General features: G+C 64.1%; 18 protein-coding genes and 1 tRNA gene. 9 read left to right on the forward strand and 10 right to left on the reverse strand.

The window, feature by feature from the left end; genetic code table 11:
* Positions 1-134: 134 nt before the first annotated feature.
* From greA to BCCGELA001_RS07030, 4 genes are all read right to left on the reverse strand, one after another.
* Positions 135-608 (reverse strand): transcription elongation factor GreA, encoded by a 474-nt coding sequence (gene greA / locus BCCGELA001_RS07020; protein ID WP_008544783.1) that lies wholly within the window; start codon positions 606-608, stop codon positions 135-137.
* 212 nt (positions 609-820) lie between these two features.
* On the reverse strand, positions 821-4285 hold the full coding sequence (gene carB, locus BCCGELA001_RS07025; RefSeq protein ID WP_060734919.1) for a carbamoyl-phosphate synthase large subunit: 3465 nt from the start codon (positions 4283-4285) through the stop codon (positions 821-823).
* A 295-nt stretch (positions 4286-4580) separates the two neighbouring features.
* A tRNA-OTHER gene (locus BCCGELA001_RS37790) sits at positions 4581-4656 on the reverse strand.
* Positions 4657-4711: 55 nt separating this feature from the next.
* Positions 4712-5413 (reverse strand): class I SAM-dependent methyltransferase, encoded by a 702-nt coding sequence (locus BCCGELA001_RS07030; protein WP_008544796.1) that lies wholly within the window; start codon positions 5411-5413, stop codon positions 4712-4714.
* A gap of 105 nt (positions 5414-5518) precedes the next feature.
* Here BCCGELA001_RS07030 and BCCGELA001_RS07035 point away from each other — a divergent pair, with 105 nt between their 5' ends.
* A complete protein-coding gene (locus BCCGELA001_RS07035) occupies positions 5519-6043 on the forward strand; it encodes a Dps family protein (RefSeq protein WP_008544798.1) in 525 nt (174 codons plus the stop codon).
* A 111-nt stretch (positions 6044-6154) separates the two neighbouring features.
* Here BCCGELA001_RS07035 and BCCGELA001_RS07040 read toward each other — a convergent pair whose 3' ends face one another.
* Both BCCGELA001_RS07040 and carA read right to left on the reverse strand, forming a co-directional pair.
* The gene (locus BCCGELA001_RS07040; RefSeq protein WP_060734920.1) at positions 6155-6676 is read right to left on the reverse strand and encodes a cupin domain-containing protein; all 522 of its coding nucleotides are present in this window, start codon (positions 6674-6676) and stop codon (positions 6155-6157) included.
* Positions 6677-6878: 202 nt separating this feature from the next.
* Positions 6879-8069, reverse strand: a complete 1191-nt coding sequence (gene carA, locus BCCGELA001_RS07045; protein WP_008544807.1) for a glutamine-hydrolyzing carbamoyl-phosphate synthase small subunit — start codon at positions 8067-8069, stop codon at positions 6879-6881.
* Between the two features lie 226 nt (positions 8070-8295).
* Here carA and BCCGELA001_RS07050 point away from each other — a divergent pair, with 226 nt between their 5' ends.
* The 7 genes from BCCGELA001_RS07050 (at position 8296) to BCCGELA001_RS07080 (ending at position 14037) form a co-directional block, all read left to right on the forward strand.
* On the forward strand, positions 8296-8751 hold the full coding sequence (locus BCCGELA001_RS07050; RefSeq protein WP_008544809.1) for a GatB/YqeY domain-containing protein: 456 nt from the start codon (positions 8296-8298) through the stop codon (positions 8749-8751).
* Between the two features lie 130 nt (positions 8752-8881).
* Positions 8882-10018 carry an epoxide hydrolase family protein gene (locus tag BCCGELA001_RS07055; protein WP_060737527.1) on the forward strand — a complete coding sequence of 379 codons (1137 nt, stop codon included), beginning with the start codon at positions 8882-8884 and terminating at the stop codon, positions 10016-10018.
* Between the two features lie 131 nt (positions 10019-10149).
* A complete protein-coding gene (locus tag BCCGELA001_RS07060; RefSeq protein ID WP_008544825.1) occupies positions 10150-11760 on the forward strand; it encodes an acyl-CoA synthetase in 1611 nt (536 codons plus the stop codon).
* A 9-nt stretch (positions 11761-11769) separates the two neighbouring features.
* Positions 11770-12237 carry a MarR family winged helix-turn-helix transcriptional regulator gene (locus tag BCCGELA001_RS07065; RefSeq protein WP_060734921.1) on the forward strand — a complete coding sequence of 156 codons (468 nt, stop codon included), beginning with the start codon at positions 11770-11772 and terminating at the stop codon, positions 12235-12237.
* Positions 12238-12318: 81 nt separating this feature from the next.
* Positions 12319-12687, forward strand: a complete 369-nt coding sequence (locus tag BCCGELA001_RS07070) for a nuclear transport factor 2 family protein (protein ID WP_060734922.1) — start codon at positions 12319-12321, stop codon at positions 12685-12687.
* 2 nt (positions 12688-12689) lie between these two features.
* Entirely contained in the window at positions 12690-13133 is a 444-nt protein-coding gene (locus tag BCCGELA001_RS07075; RefSeq protein WP_060734923.1) for a hypothetical protein, read from the forward strand.
* A 130-nt stretch (positions 13134-13263) separates the two neighbouring features.
* Entirely contained in the window at positions 13264-14037 is a 774-nt protein-coding gene (locus BCCGELA001_RS07080) for a DUF2189 domain-containing protein (RefSeq protein WP_060737528.1), read from the forward strand.
* A 135-nt stretch (positions 14038-14172) separates the two neighbouring features.
* On the opposite strand, the gene BCCGELA001_RS07085 is transcribed toward BCCGELA001_RS07080, so the two are convergent.
* From BCCGELA001_RS07085 to BCCGELA001_RS07095, 3 genes are read right to left on the reverse strand one after another with little or no spacing between them, the layout of a single operon-like run.
* Positions 14173-14685, reverse strand: a complete 513-nt coding sequence (locus BCCGELA001_RS07085) for an SRPBCC family protein (RefSeq protein ID WP_060734924.1) — start codon at positions 14683-14685, stop codon at positions 14173-14175.
* Positions 14682-15152, reverse strand: a complete 471-nt coding sequence (locus BCCGELA001_RS07090) for an SRPBCC family protein (RefSeq protein ID WP_008544840.1) — start codon at positions 15150-15152, stop codon at positions 14682-14684. Before BCCGELA001_RS07090 ends, BCCGELA001_RS07085 begins: the two co-directional genes overlap by 4 nt.
* Positions 15145-15459 carry an ArsR/SmtB family transcription factor gene (locus BCCGELA001_RS07095; protein ID WP_008544842.1) on the reverse strand — a complete coding sequence of 105 codons (315 nt, stop codon included), beginning with the start codon at positions 15457-15459 and terminating at the stop codon, positions 15145-15147. Before BCCGELA001_RS07095 ends, BCCGELA001_RS07090 begins: the two co-directional genes overlap by 8 nt.
* 162 nt (positions 15460-15621) lie before the next feature.
* Here BCCGELA001_RS07095 and BCCGELA001_RS07100 point away from each other — a divergent pair, with 162 nt between their 5' ends.
* Complete coding sequence (locus BCCGELA001_RS07100; RefSeq protein WP_083543310.1) at positions 15622-16242, forward strand: LysE family translocator; 621 nt, start codon at positions 15622-15624, stop codon at positions 16240-16242.
* Between the two features lie 4 nt (positions 16243-16246).
* On the opposite strand, the gene BCCGELA001_RS07105 is transcribed toward BCCGELA001_RS07100, so the two are convergent.
* Positions 16247-17050 carry an N-formylglutamate amidohydrolase gene (locus tag BCCGELA001_RS07105; RefSeq protein ID WP_060734925.1) on the reverse strand — a complete coding sequence of 268 codons (804 nt, stop codon included), beginning with the start codon at positions 17048-17050 and terminating at the stop codon, positions 16247-16249.
* Between the last annotated feature and the right edge of the window lie 35 nt (positions 17051-17085).

Below are 17085 nucleotides of genomic sequence, written 5' to 3' on the forward strand. Positions count from 1 at the left end.
GATTCTGGATTGCTTCGCTACGCTCGCAATGACGCGTGGTGAGAGCATGGGTTCACCACACCCTTGGCGCGCACGCCAAAATAAAAGGCCGCGCAGCGCGCGGCCTTTTGCGTCTCAACGTAAGCGGCAAACTCTTACCGCCACTCCACCTTGGTGATCTCATAAGCCTTGGCGCCGCCCGGCGTGTTGACCTCGACCGTGGCGCCTTTCTTCTTGCCGATCAGCGCGCGGGCGAGCGGCGAAGTGATGGAGATGCGGCCCTTCTTGGCGTCGGCCTCGACCTCGCCGACGATCTGCCACACCGTCTTCTTCTCGGTGTCTTCGTCGACCAGCGTCACGGTGGCGCCGAATTTGATGGTGTCGCCAGAGAGCTTCGAGATGTCGATGATGTCGGCGCGCGCGAGCTTGTCCTCGAGCTCGGCGATGCGGCCTTCATTGTGGGACTGCTCTTCCTTCGCGGCATGATATTCCGCGTTCTCCGACAGGTCTCCGTGCGAGCGCGCCTCCGCGATATGCTCGATGATGCGCGGACGATCCTCCGACTGGCGCTTCTTCAATTCTTCCCCGAGCGCGACAAAGCCGGCCTGGGTCATCGGAACCTTTTCCATCTTCTCTCTCGTCCTTCGGTCGCGCGCTCCAGAACACGAAGGAGCGCCCAACCTTGATTCGTCGGTCTTTCCGGGGCTCGACACATGGGCCGCCGGACGTTGACAGATATGGGCTTAGCGCCGGAACAGAACACCCACATGGCCGGACAGTTCCTTTGGCCATTGTGGCTTCATCGCCAATCACTTAGCGGAGGCTTCGCCGCCGCTTGCGATCAGGTTTCCGAAAAGTAGCTCTGCAGGGTACGAACCTCAAGGTCCCCGCCCAAATAGGCGCGGATGCCCTGCGCGGCCGCCACGGCCCCGGAAAGAGTGGTGTAATACGGCACTTTATGCAAGAGGGCCGCGCGCCGCAGCGAACGGCTGTCGGCGAGGGCCTGCGGGCCTTCGGTGGTGTTGAAGACGAGCTGGACGTCGCCATTGGTGATGGCGTCGACGATGTGCGGCCGGCCCTCCAGCACCTTGTTCACCTTCTCGGTCGGAATGCCCTGGTCGGTCAGGAAGCGCGCCGTGCCCGAGGTCGCCAGCACCTTGAAGCCGAGCGCATGCAATTCGCGGACGGCCTCGGCGATACGCGTCTTGTCGCTTTCGCGCACCGAGACGAACACCGTGCCCTTGCGCGGCACCCGGGTGCCGCCGCCGAGCTGGCTCTTGGCGAACGCTACCGCAAACGAGCCGTCGATACCCATGACCTCGCCGGTCGAGCGCATTTCGGGGCCGAGCACGGTGTCGACGCCGGGGAAGCGCGCGAACGGGAAGACGGACTCCTTCACGCCGACATGCTTGAGCTCGGCCTTCTTCAATTTGAAGTCGGCGAGCTTCTCGCCGGCCATGATGCGCGCCGCGATCTTCGCGACCGGCGTGCCGATCACCTTGGCGACGAACGGCACGGTGCGCGAGGCGCGCGGATTGACCTCGAGCACGTAGATCTCGCCGTCCTTGATGGCGTACTGCACGTTCATCAATCCGACGACGTCGAGACCGAGCGCGAGCTCGCGGGTCTGCCGCTCCAGCTCCGCGATCATCTTCGCATCGAGCGAGTGCGGCGGCAGCGAGCAGGCGCTGTCGCCGGAATGGATGCCGGCTTCCTCGATGTGCTCCATGATGCCGACGATGAAGGTGTCCTTGCCGTCGCTGAGGCAGTCGACGTCGACTTCCGTGGCGTCCGACAGATAGCGGTCGAACAGCAGCGGGTTCTTGCCGAGCACGGTGTTGATCTGGCCGGTCTTGTCGTTCGGATAGCGTGCCTTGACGTCGGCCGGCACCAGCTCCGGCAGGGTACCGAGCAGATAGTCGTTGAGCTGGTTCTCCTCGCGGATGATCTGCATCGCGCGGCCGCCGAGCACGTAGGACGGGCGCACCACCAGCGGCAGGCCGAGATCGGCGGAGACGAGCCGCGCCTGCTCGACCGAATAGGCGATGCCGTTCTTGGGCTGCTTCAGCCGCAGCTTGTCGAGCACGCGCTTGAAGCGGTCGCGGTCCTCGGCCAAGTCGATGGCGTCGGGCGAAGTGCCGAGGATCGGCACTTCAGCGGATTCCAGCGCGCGCGCCAGCTTCAGCGGGGTCTGGCCGCCGAACTGAACGATCACGCCGTGCAGGGTGCCCCTGCTGCGCTCCTTGTCGATGATCTCCAGCACGTCCTCGCCAGTGAGCGGCTCGAAATAGAGCCGGTCGGCAGTATCGTAGTCGGTCGACACCGTCTCCGGGTTGCAGTTGACCATGATGGATTCGTAGCCGGCGTCATGCAGCGCGAAGCAGGCATGACAGCAGCAATAGTCGAACTCGATGCCCTGGCCGATGCGGTTGGGACCGCCGCCGAGAATGATGACCTTCTTCTTGTCGGACGGGGTGCTCTCGTCCGCAGGCGCGCCCGCAAACGGCGCCTCATAGGTCGAATACATGTAGGCGGTGGGAGAGGCGAATTCGGCGGCGCAGGTGTCGATGCGCTTGTAGACGGGACGGACGCCGAGCGCATGGCGCTTCGCCGTCACCTCGGCTTCCGTCGTCTCGGCGAGCACCGCCAGCCGTGCGTCGGAGAAGCCCATGGCCTTGAGCGTGCGCATGCCGAAGGCATTGCCAGGCAAGCCGTTCTTCCTGACCTTCTCCTCCATATCGACGATGCCGCGCATCTCGCCGAGGAACCACGGGTCGATCTTGCAGGAATTGAAGATGTCCTCGTTCGACCAGCCGAGCCGCATGGCCTGGGCGACCTGGAGCAGCCGGTTCGGCGTCGGCGTGCCGAGCGCGGCGCGGATCGCGTTCTTGTCGTCGTCGCGGCCGAGGCCCTCGATCTCGATCTCGTCGAGGCCGGTCAGTCCGGTCTCGAGTCCGCGCAGCGCCTTCTGCAGGCTTTCCTGGAAGGTGCGGCCGATCGCCATGACTTCGCCGACCGACTTCATCGACGTCGTCAGCGTGGTCGATGCGCCCGGGAATTTCTCGAAGGCGAAGCGCGGCACCTTGGTGACGACGTAATCGATGGTCGGCTCGAACGAAGCCGGCGTCGCGCCGCCCGTGATGTCGTTGGCGATCTCGTCGAGCGTGTAGCCGACCGCGAGCTTGGCGGCGACCTTGGCGATCGGGAAGCCGGTGGCCTTCGAGGCCAGCGCGGAGGAGCGCGACACGCGCGGGTTCATCTCGATGACGACCATGCGGCCGTCTTCGGGATTGACGCCGAATTGCACGTTGGAGCCGCCGGTCTCGACGCCGATCTCGCGCAGCACCGCCAGCGAGGCGTCGCGCATGATCTGGTATTCCTTGTCGGTCAGGGTCAGCGCCGGCGCCACGGTGATGGAATCGCCGGTGTGCACGCCCATCGGATCGAGGTTCTCGATCGAGCAGACGATGATGCAATTGTCCTTCTTGTCGCGTACCACCTCCATCTCGTACTCTTTCCAGCCGAGCACGGACTCTTCGATCAGCACTTCGTTGGTCGGAGACGCATCGAGACCGCGCTCGATGATGTCGAGAAACTCTTCCTTGTTGTAGGCGATGCCGCCGCCGGTGCCGCCCATCGTGAAGGAGGGGCGGATGATCGCGGGCAGTCCGATCTCGGACAGCGCCATCATGGCCTGGCCGAACGCATATTCCTGGTAGCGCTTGCGACGCTCGCTCTCGCCGAGAGTCCACTGCCGGTCGTGCTCTTCGAGAGCTGCGCCCGACAGCTTCGCACGTTCGGCCTGGTGTTTGTCGCGGAAAGACTTCTTCAGCTCGGAGGCGTTGGCGAGCCGCGACTTCGGCGTCTCGAGCCCGATCTTGGTCATGGCCTCGCGGAAGAGCTGGCGGTCTTCGGCCTTGTCGATGGCATCGGCGGTGGCGCCGATCATCTCGACGTCGAACTTCTCCAGCGTGCCCTGCCGGCGCAGCGACAGCGCGCAGTTCAGCGCGGTCTGGCCGCCCATGGTCGGCAGCAGCGCAAAGCCGCCGGGAATGACGTGACGTTCTTTCTCGATGATCTTGGCGACGATCTCGGGCGTGATCGGCTCGATATAGGTCGCATCCGCCAATTCCGGATCGGTCATGATGGTGGCCGGGTTGGAATTGACGAGGACGATGCGATAGCCCTCTTCCTTCAGCGTCTTCACCGCCTGGGTGCCCGAATAGTCGAACTCGCAGGCCTGGCCGATCACGATGGGGCCGGCGCCGATGATCAGGATGGTGGTGATGTCTGTACGTTTGGGCATCAACTCTCGCCGAAGTGGAATTTTGGCACAAAAAAAGGGCGCGCTTGCCGCGCGTCCCCTTGTGCGAGAGCGCGGGGTTTTCCCTCGCGCGCGGGTGGGTCTTAGACCAGTTTTTGGGGCGGCGAAACCCCGAAAAACGCCCATCAACCGGCAATTTTGGCGGGTTGGGGAGGGTGGGCTGCTTGGGGGCGGTCCGCCCGTCTTCGCTTCCGCTTCGCTCCAGCTACGCCGGACACGCTTCGCCCCTGCGGGCCTCGCGCGGCTGCGCCACGCATAGCCGAGAAGGGGCGAAGCGTGGAGACCCGGCCTGGATTTGAACCAGGATGTAGAGCGTTGCACCGCCCTCGCGTAGACGCTTCCGCCACCGGGCCGGGACGATCATTACCGATCGGAGGCGGGCGAGGCCACCTCCGCTAGCACTTATGCTTAATAAACCAGAGGTGGTCGTGCGATGAAGGTCATACGCCAGCGATTGTGGCCGATATTGGTGTGGGCGCGCTGGACCGCGAACGCGGCCGCTGTCAGCTTCGCCGTGATCTCGTCCTCGCTGTAGCGCTGGAGCCCGATCCGCGTGCGCAGCTGGCGATAATCCGACAGCGCGGTGCTGATCAGCCCGACCAGCGCGTCTTTCAGGAAGCCGTGCCGCAGGCCGAAGCTGAGCAGCGCCATCACGTCCCTGACCATGCCGACATTGGGCTGCAGGATATCGCCGAGCACCAATTTGCCGGAGGGCTTCAGGATCCGGCGGATGTTGAGGAGGGCGCCGTCTAGCTCCTCCGGCGTCATGTATTGCGCGACCGAGTTCATCACGACGAGATCGATCGACTGGTCCTGCATCTTGCGGACGTCGTCGAGCGAGCGGACGCGGATCTTGGTGTTCGGAGCGAAACGCGCGATCAGGCGACCGCGCACCCCGGGGGCGGGCTCGGCCAGGATCAGCTTGCCGCAGGCGGCTGCCACCTGGCTCGCCGACAGCGCCTCGCCGCAGGCATAGTCCAGCACCACCGCCTCGGGGGAGGGGATATAGCCGATGATGTCCCGCGCGATGATCTGGAAGTGCAAGTCGCGATGCAGCTTGCTGACATAGATCGTATGCGTGGAGTCGTAATAATCGATCCAATCGTCCATGGTATCCCGACCCAACGGTTCCTATCTAGGAACCGGCGCTGCCCGCCTTGCGTTAGGGGTGCGGCGGCCCGCCGTCAATGTCCGCGTCTAACAGGAAGGTCTCCCGTGAGCAAAACCAACAACAAGGTCTCGCCCGATCTCGACACCCCCACCGATCTGTCGCCCGATGGGGTCAAGAAGGTCTCGGAGGCGCTCAACGTGCTTCTGGCCGACGCGTTCGCGCTGTATCTGAAGACCAAGAATTTCCACTGGCACATCAGCGGCCGTCACTTCCGCGATTACCATCTGCTGCTCGACGAGCAGTCCGACCAGATCTTCGCCACCACGGACCAACTCGCCGAGCGCGTCCGCAAGATCGGCGGCACCACGCTGAAATCGATCGGCCAGGTCGCCAAGCTCCAGACCATCAAGGACAACAACGAGGACTACGTCCCGCCGCGCGAGATGCTGCGCGAGCTGATGCAGGACAACAAGCATGTCGCCGCGGCGATGCGCAAAGCGCACGACGTGTGCGACGAGGCCGGCGACGTCGCCAGCGCCAGCATTCTCGAGAACTTCATCGACGAGACCGAGCGCCGCACCTGGTTCCTGTTCGAAGCAACGCGGCAGGAAGGCAGCAACGCGGCGTAAAGCCGAGCTGCCGTAGGGTGGGCAAAGGCGCGCTTCTTGCGCGCCGTGCCCACCATCTATCCCTACATTCATCGCGATTGGTGTGCCCACCCTACGGCACCGCGCTTGTAGCTACCGCCACAACCGCATCAATGCCCCATCCTCTCCCGTCACGGGATCGGCTGGCGGCAGCGCGACTTGCGGAATCGTCTTCAGCGCCTTGGCGTGGTTCTCGGCCGTCGCCCGCGTGATCTCCATCTTCGCGCCCGGCGGGTAGGCACCGACCACGCAGAAATCCTCACTAGCCTTGATGCATTGATGGCCGGTGCCGGCGGGCAGGATCGCGACGTCGCCGGCCTTGACCTGAAGCTCCTGGCCCTGATCGCCGCCGAAGCGGACCCGCGCACTTCCGCGCGCGACGCCGAGCACTTCGTGCACGGTCGCATGATAGTGCAGATAGTCGTAGACGCCGTTGCGCCACGTGCCGCCCCAGCCGTTGGCTTCGAACAGGTTTTCGATCGTCTCTTCGGGACGCTTGGGATCGAGCATCACCGCGGCCTGGTAGACCAGGAACGGAAGGATGTTGTTCGGCACGAGCCCGTCATCCTCGAACACGATGGCAAGCGGCTCGGCCTTGTCGCGGACGACGGACATGGGTGGGCTCCTGCTACACGAAGGTGCGGAGACAATATTGAAGCGGGAGCAGACGTTCCTGAACCGGTCTCGTGCAGCGCGAAGCGGTGCGTCGCTGAGCCGGGACCCAGAAACCTCAGCATGGGCCCCGGTTCAGCAGCGCATCACGCCGCAAAGAGCGGCGCGCTGCACTGCGCCGGGGGCACGAGAGCTGTAGTGCGCCTTACGCGCTCTTCTTCTGCCGCATCAGATCGGCAAAGCGCTGGAACAGATAGTGCGAGTCGCGCGGACCCGGCGAGGCCTCGGGGTGGTACTGCACCGAGAACACCGGCTTGCCGTCGAGCTGAATGCCGCAATTGGAGCCGTCGAACAGCGAGATGTGGGTTTGCGTCGCGCCCTTCGGCAGCGTCGTCTCGTCCACGGCAAAGCCGTGGTTCATCGAGGTGATCTCGACCTTGCCGGTGGTCTCGTCCTTCACCGGATGGTTGGCGCCGTGATGGCCCTGATGCATCTTCTTGGTCTTGGCGCCGACGGCGAGGCCGAGCATCTGGTGACCGAGGCAAATGCCGAAGGTCGGCGTGCCCGACTTGATGACGTCCCGGATGACGGGCACGGCATATTTGCCGGTCGCGGCCGGATCGCCCGGACCGTTCGACAGGAACACGCCGTCCGGCTTCATCGCCAGGATGTCCTCGGACGACGTCGTTGCCGGCACCACCGTCACCTTGCAGCCGACGCCGGCGAGCAGGCGCAGGATGTTGCGCTTGATGCCGTAGTCGATGGCGACGACGTTGAACTCCGGCTTCTCCTGGCGGCCAAAGCCGTTGTCCCACAGCCAGGGCGTCTCGTCCCAGGTGAAGCGCTGCCCGGAGGTGACCATTGGCACGAGGTCCATGCCTTCGAGGCCCGGCCATTCCCGCGCCTCTTCCTTGAGGCCATGCAGGTCGAACTCGCCGGTCCTGGAATGCGCGATCACGGCGTTGGGCATGCCCTTGGAGCGGATCAGCGCGGTCAGCGCGCGGGTGTCGATGCCGGAGAGGCCGATGATGCCGCGCGCCCGCAGCCACTGGTCTAGATGCTTGGTGGCGCGGTAGTTCGAGGGATCCGTGATCGCGGTGCGCAGGATCACGCCACGCGCGCCGGGCGTCGCCGCCATGTTCACCGTCTCGATGTCTTCATCGTTGGTGCCGACATTGCCGATATGCGGGAAAGTGAAGGTGATGAGCTGCCCGGCATAGGACGGATCGGTGAGGATTTCCTCATAGCCGGTCATCGCAGTGTTGAAGCAGACCTCGCCGACGGCGTGGCCTTCGGCGCCGAGACCGAAACCTTCGAGCACTGTGCCATCGGCAAGCACGAGGAGCGCGGTCGGTTTGTGGTCCGGCCAAGCGATATCGTTGTCATGTTGTGTCATGAGCGCGTTTCATAGTCCCAGCAAACGCTGCCGTCAAAGCGGGAAAGGCCCGATTCACATGCGTTTTTGCATATTTGACGGGCGGCTCCAGCCACTTAGGCCGGAACCGGCAATTTTGAGCCATTTCGACCTCCGGCAGGGAAACAATGAACCGGCGGCCGCTCCGGTATGGCCTCTGGCCCGCGAACGGCTTAGATCAGGCCTGATATCTCGAGAGGATCCCGACATGCTGCGTGACGACATCAACAATGCGGTCAAGGAGGCCATGAAGGCCAAGGACGAGCGCAAGCTGTCCACGCTGCGCATGGTCAACTCGACCATCAAGAATGCCGACATCGACGCCCGCGGCAGCGGCAAGCCGCCGTTGTCGGACGCCGACCTGCTGGCGGTGCTGCAGAAGATGATCAAGCAGCGCCAGGAGGCGGTCGAGCTCTACGACAAGGGCGGACGTGCCGAGCTCGCCGCCCAGGAGCGCGAGGAGATCGCGGTGATCTCGGCGTACCTGCCGAAGCAGATGGCGGACGATGAGGTGAAGAAGGCGATCTCTGAGGCCATCGCCGAAACCGGCGCAGCCGGCATCAAGGACATGGGCAAGGTGATTGGCGTGCTGCGGGCGAAGTACGCGGGGCAGATGGATTTCGGCAAGGCGTCAGGTCTCGTGAAGGCGGCGCTGTCAGGCTAGGTCGTCATTCCGGGGCGACGCGAAGCGTCGAGTCCGGAATCTATTGGGCCGCCGATCCCATAGCGAAATGGATTCCGGGTTCGCACTACGCGCGCCCCGGAATGACAACAAGAACAAGGGGAGGCCGCCGATGACCGCTATCAAACCGTTCCGCATCGCCATCAGCGATGACGTCCTCGCCGACCTCAAGTCGCGCCTCGCCCGTACGCGCTGGCCGGAGGCCGAGCTGGTGGACGATTGGAGCCAGGGCGCGCCGCTGCAGTGGATCCAGGAGATCTGCCGCTACTGGGCCAGTGATTACGACTGGCGGGCGCGCCAAGCAAAGCTCAACCGCTTCGAGCAGTTCACCACGGAGATCGACGGGCTCGACATCCATTTCATCCATGCCCGCTCGAAAGAAGCAAACGCGCTGCCGCTGATCATCACCCATGGCTGGCCCGGCTCGATCGTCGAATTCCAGAAGGTGATCGCGCCGCTCACCGATCCCGCCGCGCATGGCGGCAATCCCGCGGATGCGTTTCACGTCATCTGCCCGTCACTGCCGGGCTTTGGCTTCTCCGCCAAGCCGAAGACCACCGGCTGGGGCGTCGACCGCATCGCCGCGACCTGGGCGAAGCTGATGGAGCGCCTCGGCTATGCGCGCTACGGCGCGCAAGGCGGCGATTGGGGCTCGGCGGTGACGACCTCGCTCGGCGCGCAGGACGCCGCGCATTGCGCCGGCATCCACATCACGCTGTCATTCAATTCGCCGCCGCGCATCGAAGGCGAGCCGACGGCGGAGGAAAAGCGCGCGCTCGCCGGCCTCAAGCATTATATCGATCTCGATTCCGGCTATTCCAAGCAGCAATCGACGCGGCCGCAGACGCTCGGTTATAGCCTGACGGATTCGCCGAGCGGGCAGGCCGCCTGGATCCTGGAGAAGTTCTGGGCCTGGACCGATTGCGAGGGCCATCCCGAGAATATCTTCACCAGGGACGAGCTGCTCGACAACGTCATGCTGTATTGGGCGACGGAGACGGCGACCTCCTCCGCACGGCTCTATTGGGAAAGCTTCGGCAAGCGCCGGACGACGCCGGTCGTGAAGGTGCCGACGGGCGTCGCCTCGTTTCCCAAGGAGATCATCACGCCGGTGCGGCGCTGGATGGAGCCGAACTTCCCCAACATCACCCATTGGAGCGAGATGGAGAAGGGCGGCCATTTCGCCGCCTTCGAGCAGCCGGAGCTGTTCGTGCGGGATGTGCGCAAATTCTTTGCGACAGTGCGGTAGCCACGCACTCAGCCGTCATGCCCGGGCTTGTCCCGGGTATCCACGAGCTTAGACTAGGCCGAAGAAGCAAGAACGTGGATGGCCGGAACAAGTCCGGCCATGACCGCCGAGACCATGGAAACGACGCAGCCATGCTGACCGAAGCCGCAACCTACGACGAGCTCTATCGCAATTTCCGCTGGGACATCCCCGCGCGCTTCAACATGGCGGAGGCGTGCTGCGACCGCCATGCCGACGGCACGGGCCGCCTCGCGCTTGTTTATGTCGACGAGAAGGGCGCGACCACGCGCACGTCCTTCGACGAAATCGCCGAGATGTCGCGCCGCTTCGCTAATGTGCTGAAGGCGGATGGCCTTGTGCGTGGCGATCGCGTCGCGGTGTTCCTGTCGCAGTCGCTGGAATTGCCGATCGCGCATATGGCGGCGTTTCGCTCGGGGCTGATCTCGATCCCGCTGTTCGCGCTGTTCGGCGAGGACGCGCTGGAATTCCGCCTGTCGAATTCGCAAGCAAGGGCCATCATCACCGATGAGGCGGGCTGGGAGAAGCTCACCAGGATCCGCGAACGGTTGCCCTATTTGCAGGACATCTACGTCACGAGCGGCGCCGTCCATGCCGGCGCAAAGCCGTTCTGGCCAGCGATCGAAACCGCGTCCGAGGACTTTACGACCGTCGACACCTCCGCCGACGATCCCGCGCTGATCATCTACACCTCGGGCACGACAGGCAATCCCAAGGGTGCGCTGCATGCGCACCGCGTCGTGCTCGGACACCTGCCGAATGTAGAGATGTGTCACAACTTCCTGCCGCGGCCGGGCGACCTCATGTGGACGCCGGCGGACTGGGCCTGGATCGGCGGCCTCGTCAACGGTCTGCTGGCGTTCTGGTATCACGGCATTCCCCTGGTCGGACATCGCGCGCGCAAATTCGAGCCGCAGGCGGCGATGCAGATGATGGCCGATCTCGGCGTGCGCAACGTCTTTCTGCCGCCGACGGCGCTGAAGCTGATGCGGCAGGCCGGCGTAAGGCATTCCGGTGTCAAGCTGCGAAGCATTTTCACCGGCGGTGAATCGCTCGGCGGCGAACTGCTCGGCTGGGTGCGCGAGACCTTCGGCATCGACGCCCACGAAGTGTTCGGCCAGACCGAGTGCAATCTCGTGATCGGCAGCAACTCGAACCTGTTTCCGATCCGCCCCGGCGCGATGGGCAAGGCGACGCCGGGCTTCGACGTCCGCATTGTCGACGACAAGGGCGAGGAGCAGAAGCGCGGGCAGCGCGGCATCATCGGCGTGCGCCAGCCGTGCCCCGTCACCATGCTGGAATATTGGCGCAATCCCGAGGCAACGGCGAAGAAATATGCCGGCGAATTTCTGCTCACCGGCGATCTCGGCGTGCAGGACGAGGACGGCTATTTCTGGTATGTGAGCCGCGAGGACGACGTCATCACCACCGCCGGCTATCGCGTCGGCCCGTCCGAGATCGAGCACACGCTGATGAAGCATCCGTCGGTGGCGATGGCGGCGGTGGTCGGCATTCCCGATCCGATCCGCACCGAATCGATCAAGGCCTGGATCGTGCTGCGTCCCGGCTTCACCGGCAGCGACGCGCTCGCGCGCGAGATCCAGGAGTTCGTCAAGGTGCAGCTCGCCGCCCACGAATATCCCCGTTTCGTCGCGTTCGCGGAAACGCTGCCGATGACCGCGACCGGCAAGGTGCTGCGGCGCGAGCTGCGGGCCTTGGGCTAGCGTCCCACCATGGCAAAGAGCTCTCAAGCTGCAGGGCTTCACCGCGCCTCGTTGACGAAGCTGCACGATCTCGATACGGCGCTGGAGCTGATGTATTACGGCTGGCGCGGCATGACGCTGGAGGCCGACGCCTATCTCGCCAAGCAGGGCCTCTCGCGTCCGCACCATCGCATCCTCTACGTGGTGGCGCGCCGGCCCGACATCGCGATCGGCGCGCTGATCGAGGTCCTCGGCATTTCCAAGCAAGCCCTCAACCGGCCGCTCAACCTGCTGTTGGAGCGCAAGTTGCTGACCTCGAAGCGTTCGCCCGAGCAGCATCGCTCCAAACTGCTGCGCCTCACGGAAGCGGGACGACGCATCGAGCAAAGGGCGTCGGACCACGAACGCAAGGTGCTGCGCGAGGCGTTCGATCGCGTCGGGTCATCGGGCGCGGCGGCCTGGATGGGCGTCATGGAGGCCATCGCCGACAACAACTGACGAATTCTCAAGTCAATATAGTTGACATGAGGCGCGGGCTTTGCCACTTTCCCGGCCAACGAGCCAGGGGAGGGCCGTGTCATGACTGCACAGGCAATGAATCGCGCGTCCGCGGAACCCTTCGTCGCGGCGTGGTGCGCGAGCTGGCGCAAGGTGGATATCGACGCGGTCGTCGGGCACTTCGCCGACGATGCGCAGATGCGCAGTCCTCTCGCCCTCACGCTGACGGGCTCTCCCACGGTCACCGGCGCAGAGAACATCCGTGCCTATTGGCGGAAAGCCTATGGCCACATCGAAAGCGCTGATCTGAAGATCCTGAGCTGGAGCTTTGACGACACCATCGCGCGGCTGACGGTGTGGTGGCAGCTGGGCGACACGCGCGCCAGCGAATTCATGGACTTCGACGATGCGGGCCGTGTGGTGCGTAGCGAAGCCTTCTACGGAAAATGACCATGCGCCTTTCGGATATCGTTCTGCTTCTCAACACGCTCTGGTTCGTCGGCGCCTTCGTCCAGTTCAGCATCGCGCAAACCAACACGCTGAAGATCCTGCTGCCACGGGAAGAGCGCAGCAATCCGATCGCGCCGACCCTGGCCGCCAGCGTGGCGTTCCTGGGCGGAATGAACCTGCCGATCGGACTGTTGTCGCTCTATCTGCTGGTCGCGCGTCCGTCCTTCTTCCAGCCGATCGAGGCACAACTCGCGCTGTTCCTGTTCTTCGCCGGCTGCCATTTCAGCCAGTTCGTCTACAACGTTCCGGTCTTGATGCGGGGAGGGCGCGTCGGCGTGGCGTACTGGCCGGTGCTGAAGGGCCCGATGCTCAGGATCTTCGTCATCGACGCGGCTCTGTTCGCGGCCAATCTCGCTGTGGCCCTTCTGCTCACACTACGCGCCTGACGCGCGTCGCGTTTCAAGCGAAATCGCAGCGGTATTTTTCGACCGCCCAACTCGCGCGTGCAAGGACCGCAGGGGCGCGCTAACATCAGCCCGACAACACGCGGCGAAGATCGCGTGAGGGAGGATGCTGATGTCCATCTCAGGCAAGGTCGATCCGGTGGTGCGTCCCGTCGCGGCGACCGACATCGCCGAGGCGCTGGTCGAGGGCTTGCGCGATTTCCAGGCGATGCCGCTCTACGGCCTCTGCTTCGGTGCGCTCTATGCTGGCGGCGGCATCGCCATCATGCTCTGCCTCACCGCTTTCGGCATGGTCTACCTCGTCTATCCCCTGGCCGCCGGTTTCGCCCTGATCGGGCCGTTCGTCGCGATCGGTCTCTACGAAGTCAGCCGCCGCCGCGAGCGCGACGAACCCGTGTCCTTCGGCGCGGTCTGGTCGGCTGTGCGCTCGCGCAGCGAGATCGGCTGGATGGCGTTCGTGACGCTGTTCGTGTTCGTGGTTTGGATGTACCAGGTGCGGCTCCTGATCGCGCTGCTGCTCGGCCTCAATGCTTCGTTCTCGAGCCTTCAGGAATTCATGACGGTGGTGCTCACCACCAATGAGGGCCTGCTGTTCCTCGGCATCGGCAACGCAGTCGGTGCCGTGCTGTCGCTGATCCTGTTCTCGCTCAGCGTGGTGTCGTTTCCGCTGCTGCTCGACCGCGACATCGATTTCGTCACGGCCATGGTGACGAGCGTGCGTGCGGTGGTGACCAGCCCGCTGCCGATGATCGGCTGGGCCGCGGTCATCGTGATGCTGCTGATCGTCTCGGCGTTGCCTTATTTTCTCGGGCTGGTCGTGACGCTGCCGGTACTGGGGCATGCGACCTGGCACCTGTACCGGCGGCTGGTGGTGTCTCCACTGTAGTCGTCCTGGCGAAAGCCAGGACCCATTAGGGAGGAGTTTCGGCGCGGACGGATGATGATGAGCCTTCGCCAAATCGGCTTCGGTGGTCATCGGTCCTGGATCTGCGCTTTGATCATCCAGGACGACAGCCGTGGTTTACGGCACCTTGATCCCCATCGCCTTCAGCGCTTCCAACAACCTCACCGGCGGAGACATCTCGATATGGGGCGCCTTGCCTGTCTCCAGCAGGCTCTTCAATCCAGAGAGGATCGCAGGCCAGCCGGTGCGGCCGCCGGAAAGGATGTCCTCGCTAAGCTCGCGGTCGTGGCGTTGGCTCAAGGTGAGGCGAACGGCTTCGCCAGCTAACTCGATCTCATAGGTGACGATGGTGGTGCCGAGCTTTTCCACGAGGTCGGGCCAATTGACGTTCCAGCTCATGGTGAGCCTCCTGGGCGGATCGTATTCGAACACTTCGCCGCGGATGTGCTCGGAGCCGTCGGGCGTGCGCACGATGAAACTGCCGCCGAGCTTCGGCTCCATCTCCACCGCAAAGCCGGAGAAGTATTTTCGGCTGAATTCCGCCGAGGTCAGCGCCTCCCACACCTTCTCCGGCGTCGAGGCGATGTAGATCGTGTAGACCGTCAGCGGCTTGAATTGATCGAGGTTCATTTTGCGTCGAATCCCTTGTTGAGAGCTGCGCGCGGAATGGCGAGCACCTGGCCTCGTTCCAGCAGGCTCTTTAGCCCGGACAGGATCGCGGGCCAGCCATTGGAGATCGCGCCAAGATATTTGCCGCCTTCGACGAACCCATCATGCACTACCGTCAAACGCACCAGCGCGCCAAAGGGCTCGAGCGTGAAGACGACGCGTGACGTTGGCTCGCCGCGCAGCTCTTCGAACTTGTGGTGCCTGAAGCTGTAGGCCAGTCGGCGTGGCGGATCGGCCTCGAGGATCTCGCCGGAATCGGTGACCTCGCCGTCGAGCAGGAGCGCGAAGGGCGAGCCGACTTTCCAGTCGGACCGGACCTCGGCGCCGAACCAATATTGCTTGCTGAACGCGCTGTCGGTCAGCGCCTCCCACAGCCGTTCGGGCGTGGTCTCGATATAGGTCACGTAGACGAACTCCGGCTTACTCATCGCGCTTCTCCAACTGACGTTTCAGCTCGCTGAGCGCAGCGAGCTTGCCGCGCTCGAATTTCCTGATCCAGCGTTCGCCGATCTGATGGATCGGCACGGGGTTGAGATAGTGCAGCTTCTCGCGGCCATGTCTGATGGTGGTGACGAGGTTGGCTTCTTCGAGAATGACAAGGTGCTTGGTCACGGCCTGACGCGTCATCGCCAGGCCTTCGCATAGCTCGTTCAAGGTCTGGCCGTTCCTGGCGTGAAGCCTGTCCAGCAGCGACCGTCGTGATGCGTCGGCGAGCGCTTTGAAGACCTCATCCATGCTCGGGATAATAGGCAACCAAATGGTTGCATGTCAACCGCCGCTGTCACTTGGAGGGAGCCGCACCTCGGCCCTCCCCCGCAATAACGATGAGTGGAGATGAGCTTCCGTTCCCGCCGCCGTCATGCATTAATGCGCACAAACCGCAGCTGAGTCCTCCCCATGATGTCCATGCAAGCCTATCTCGCCTTCGTCGCCGCCTGCATTGCGCTGGCGCTGCTGCCGGGACCGATCGTCACCCTCGTTATCGCCAATGGTCTGCGCCACGGCACCCGCGCAGCCCTCACCAACGTTGCCGGCGCGCAGGCAGGCCTTGCTATCGTCATCGGCATCGTCGCGGTCGGCCTGACCTCGCTGATGGCAACGATGGGCTACTGGTTCGACTGGGTGCGCTTTGCCGGCGCCGCTTATCTTATCTGGCTCGGCATCAGGCTGGTCTGGGCGCCGGTCGAGGGCGTCGATGTCGATGCACCGCCACCGCCGCCGCGCGGCGGCTTCTTTCTGCAGGGCTTTCTGGTGCTGCTGTCGAACCCGAAGGTGCTGGTGTTCTTCGGCGCCTTCATCCCGCAATTCATGGACATGAACCAGCCGCACTTTCCGCAAGTCGCGCTGCTGGGCGCCACCTTCATGGTCACGGCCGTCGTGACCGATGCGCTCTACGCCATTGCCGCCGGCCGCGCCCGAAAATTCTTCTCGGCGCGTCGCACGCGCATGATGTCGCGCATCTCCGGGGGCTTCATGATCGGCGGCGGCATCTGGCTGGCGCTGACACGGGCAAAGTGAAGGCTTAAACCAACAGCTGCGCCTTCAGCTCCACCTCGATCTCGGCAAGGATCCGCGCCAGCCGCTCGGCCCATTGCTGCTGGCCGGACTGGTCGGCGATGAGATCCTGGCGCACCTCGATGCCGGTGTTGACGAGGCCGCGCGCCTCGCCATGCACGGGGATGGTGTAGTCGGTGAGGTCGCTCACGGCATAGGGCTCGTTGTCGCCGACGACGAGATCGCTTTCACTGCGCAGATGTTTGAGCAGCAGCTGCGGCAACACGGTGTCGCGGTTGTACAGCGCGCCGATGTGCCAGGGGCGCGCCACGCCGGCATGGACCGGCGTGAAGCTGTGCAGCGACACCAGCACCGTCGGCCGCTCGTCGCGCAGGCGGCGGCTGATCGTAGCGTCGATGCGATCGTGATAAGGCGCAAAGATCTCGCGCCGCCGCGCCTCGCGCTCGCTTGTCGAAATCCCTTCGTTGCGCCGGATCGCGGTGGCTTCGGAGATGACCGGGATCGAGCTCACCGCGGCGGGCGGGCGGTTGCAGTCGATCACGAGCCGCGAATAGCGTTGCGCGATCAGATGGGCGTCGAGCAGCTTTGCGAGCCGCTCGGCGACGCCGGCGATACCGATGTCCCAGCCGATGTGCCTGACGAGCTCGCTTTCGGCGATACCGAGATCGCCGAGCGCACGCGGCAGTACACGCCCGTAATGATCCGAGATGAGCAGGAAGGGCGATCGTCCCGCCGCATTCACCTCATGCACCGGCGCAACGTCGCCCTCTCCGAGAATCTGCTCGGTCGTCTCACTCGTGTCGAGAGTCATCCTGATTGCCTGCGGAATAGTAACGCGTGTAAACG

Origin of the sequence: Bradyrhizobium sp. CCGE-LA001, assembly GCF_000296215.2 — a bacterium.
In the GTDB taxonomy this organism is placed as follows: Bacteria; Pseudomonadota; Alphaproteobacteria; order Rhizobiales; family Xanthobacteraceae; genus Bradyrhizobium.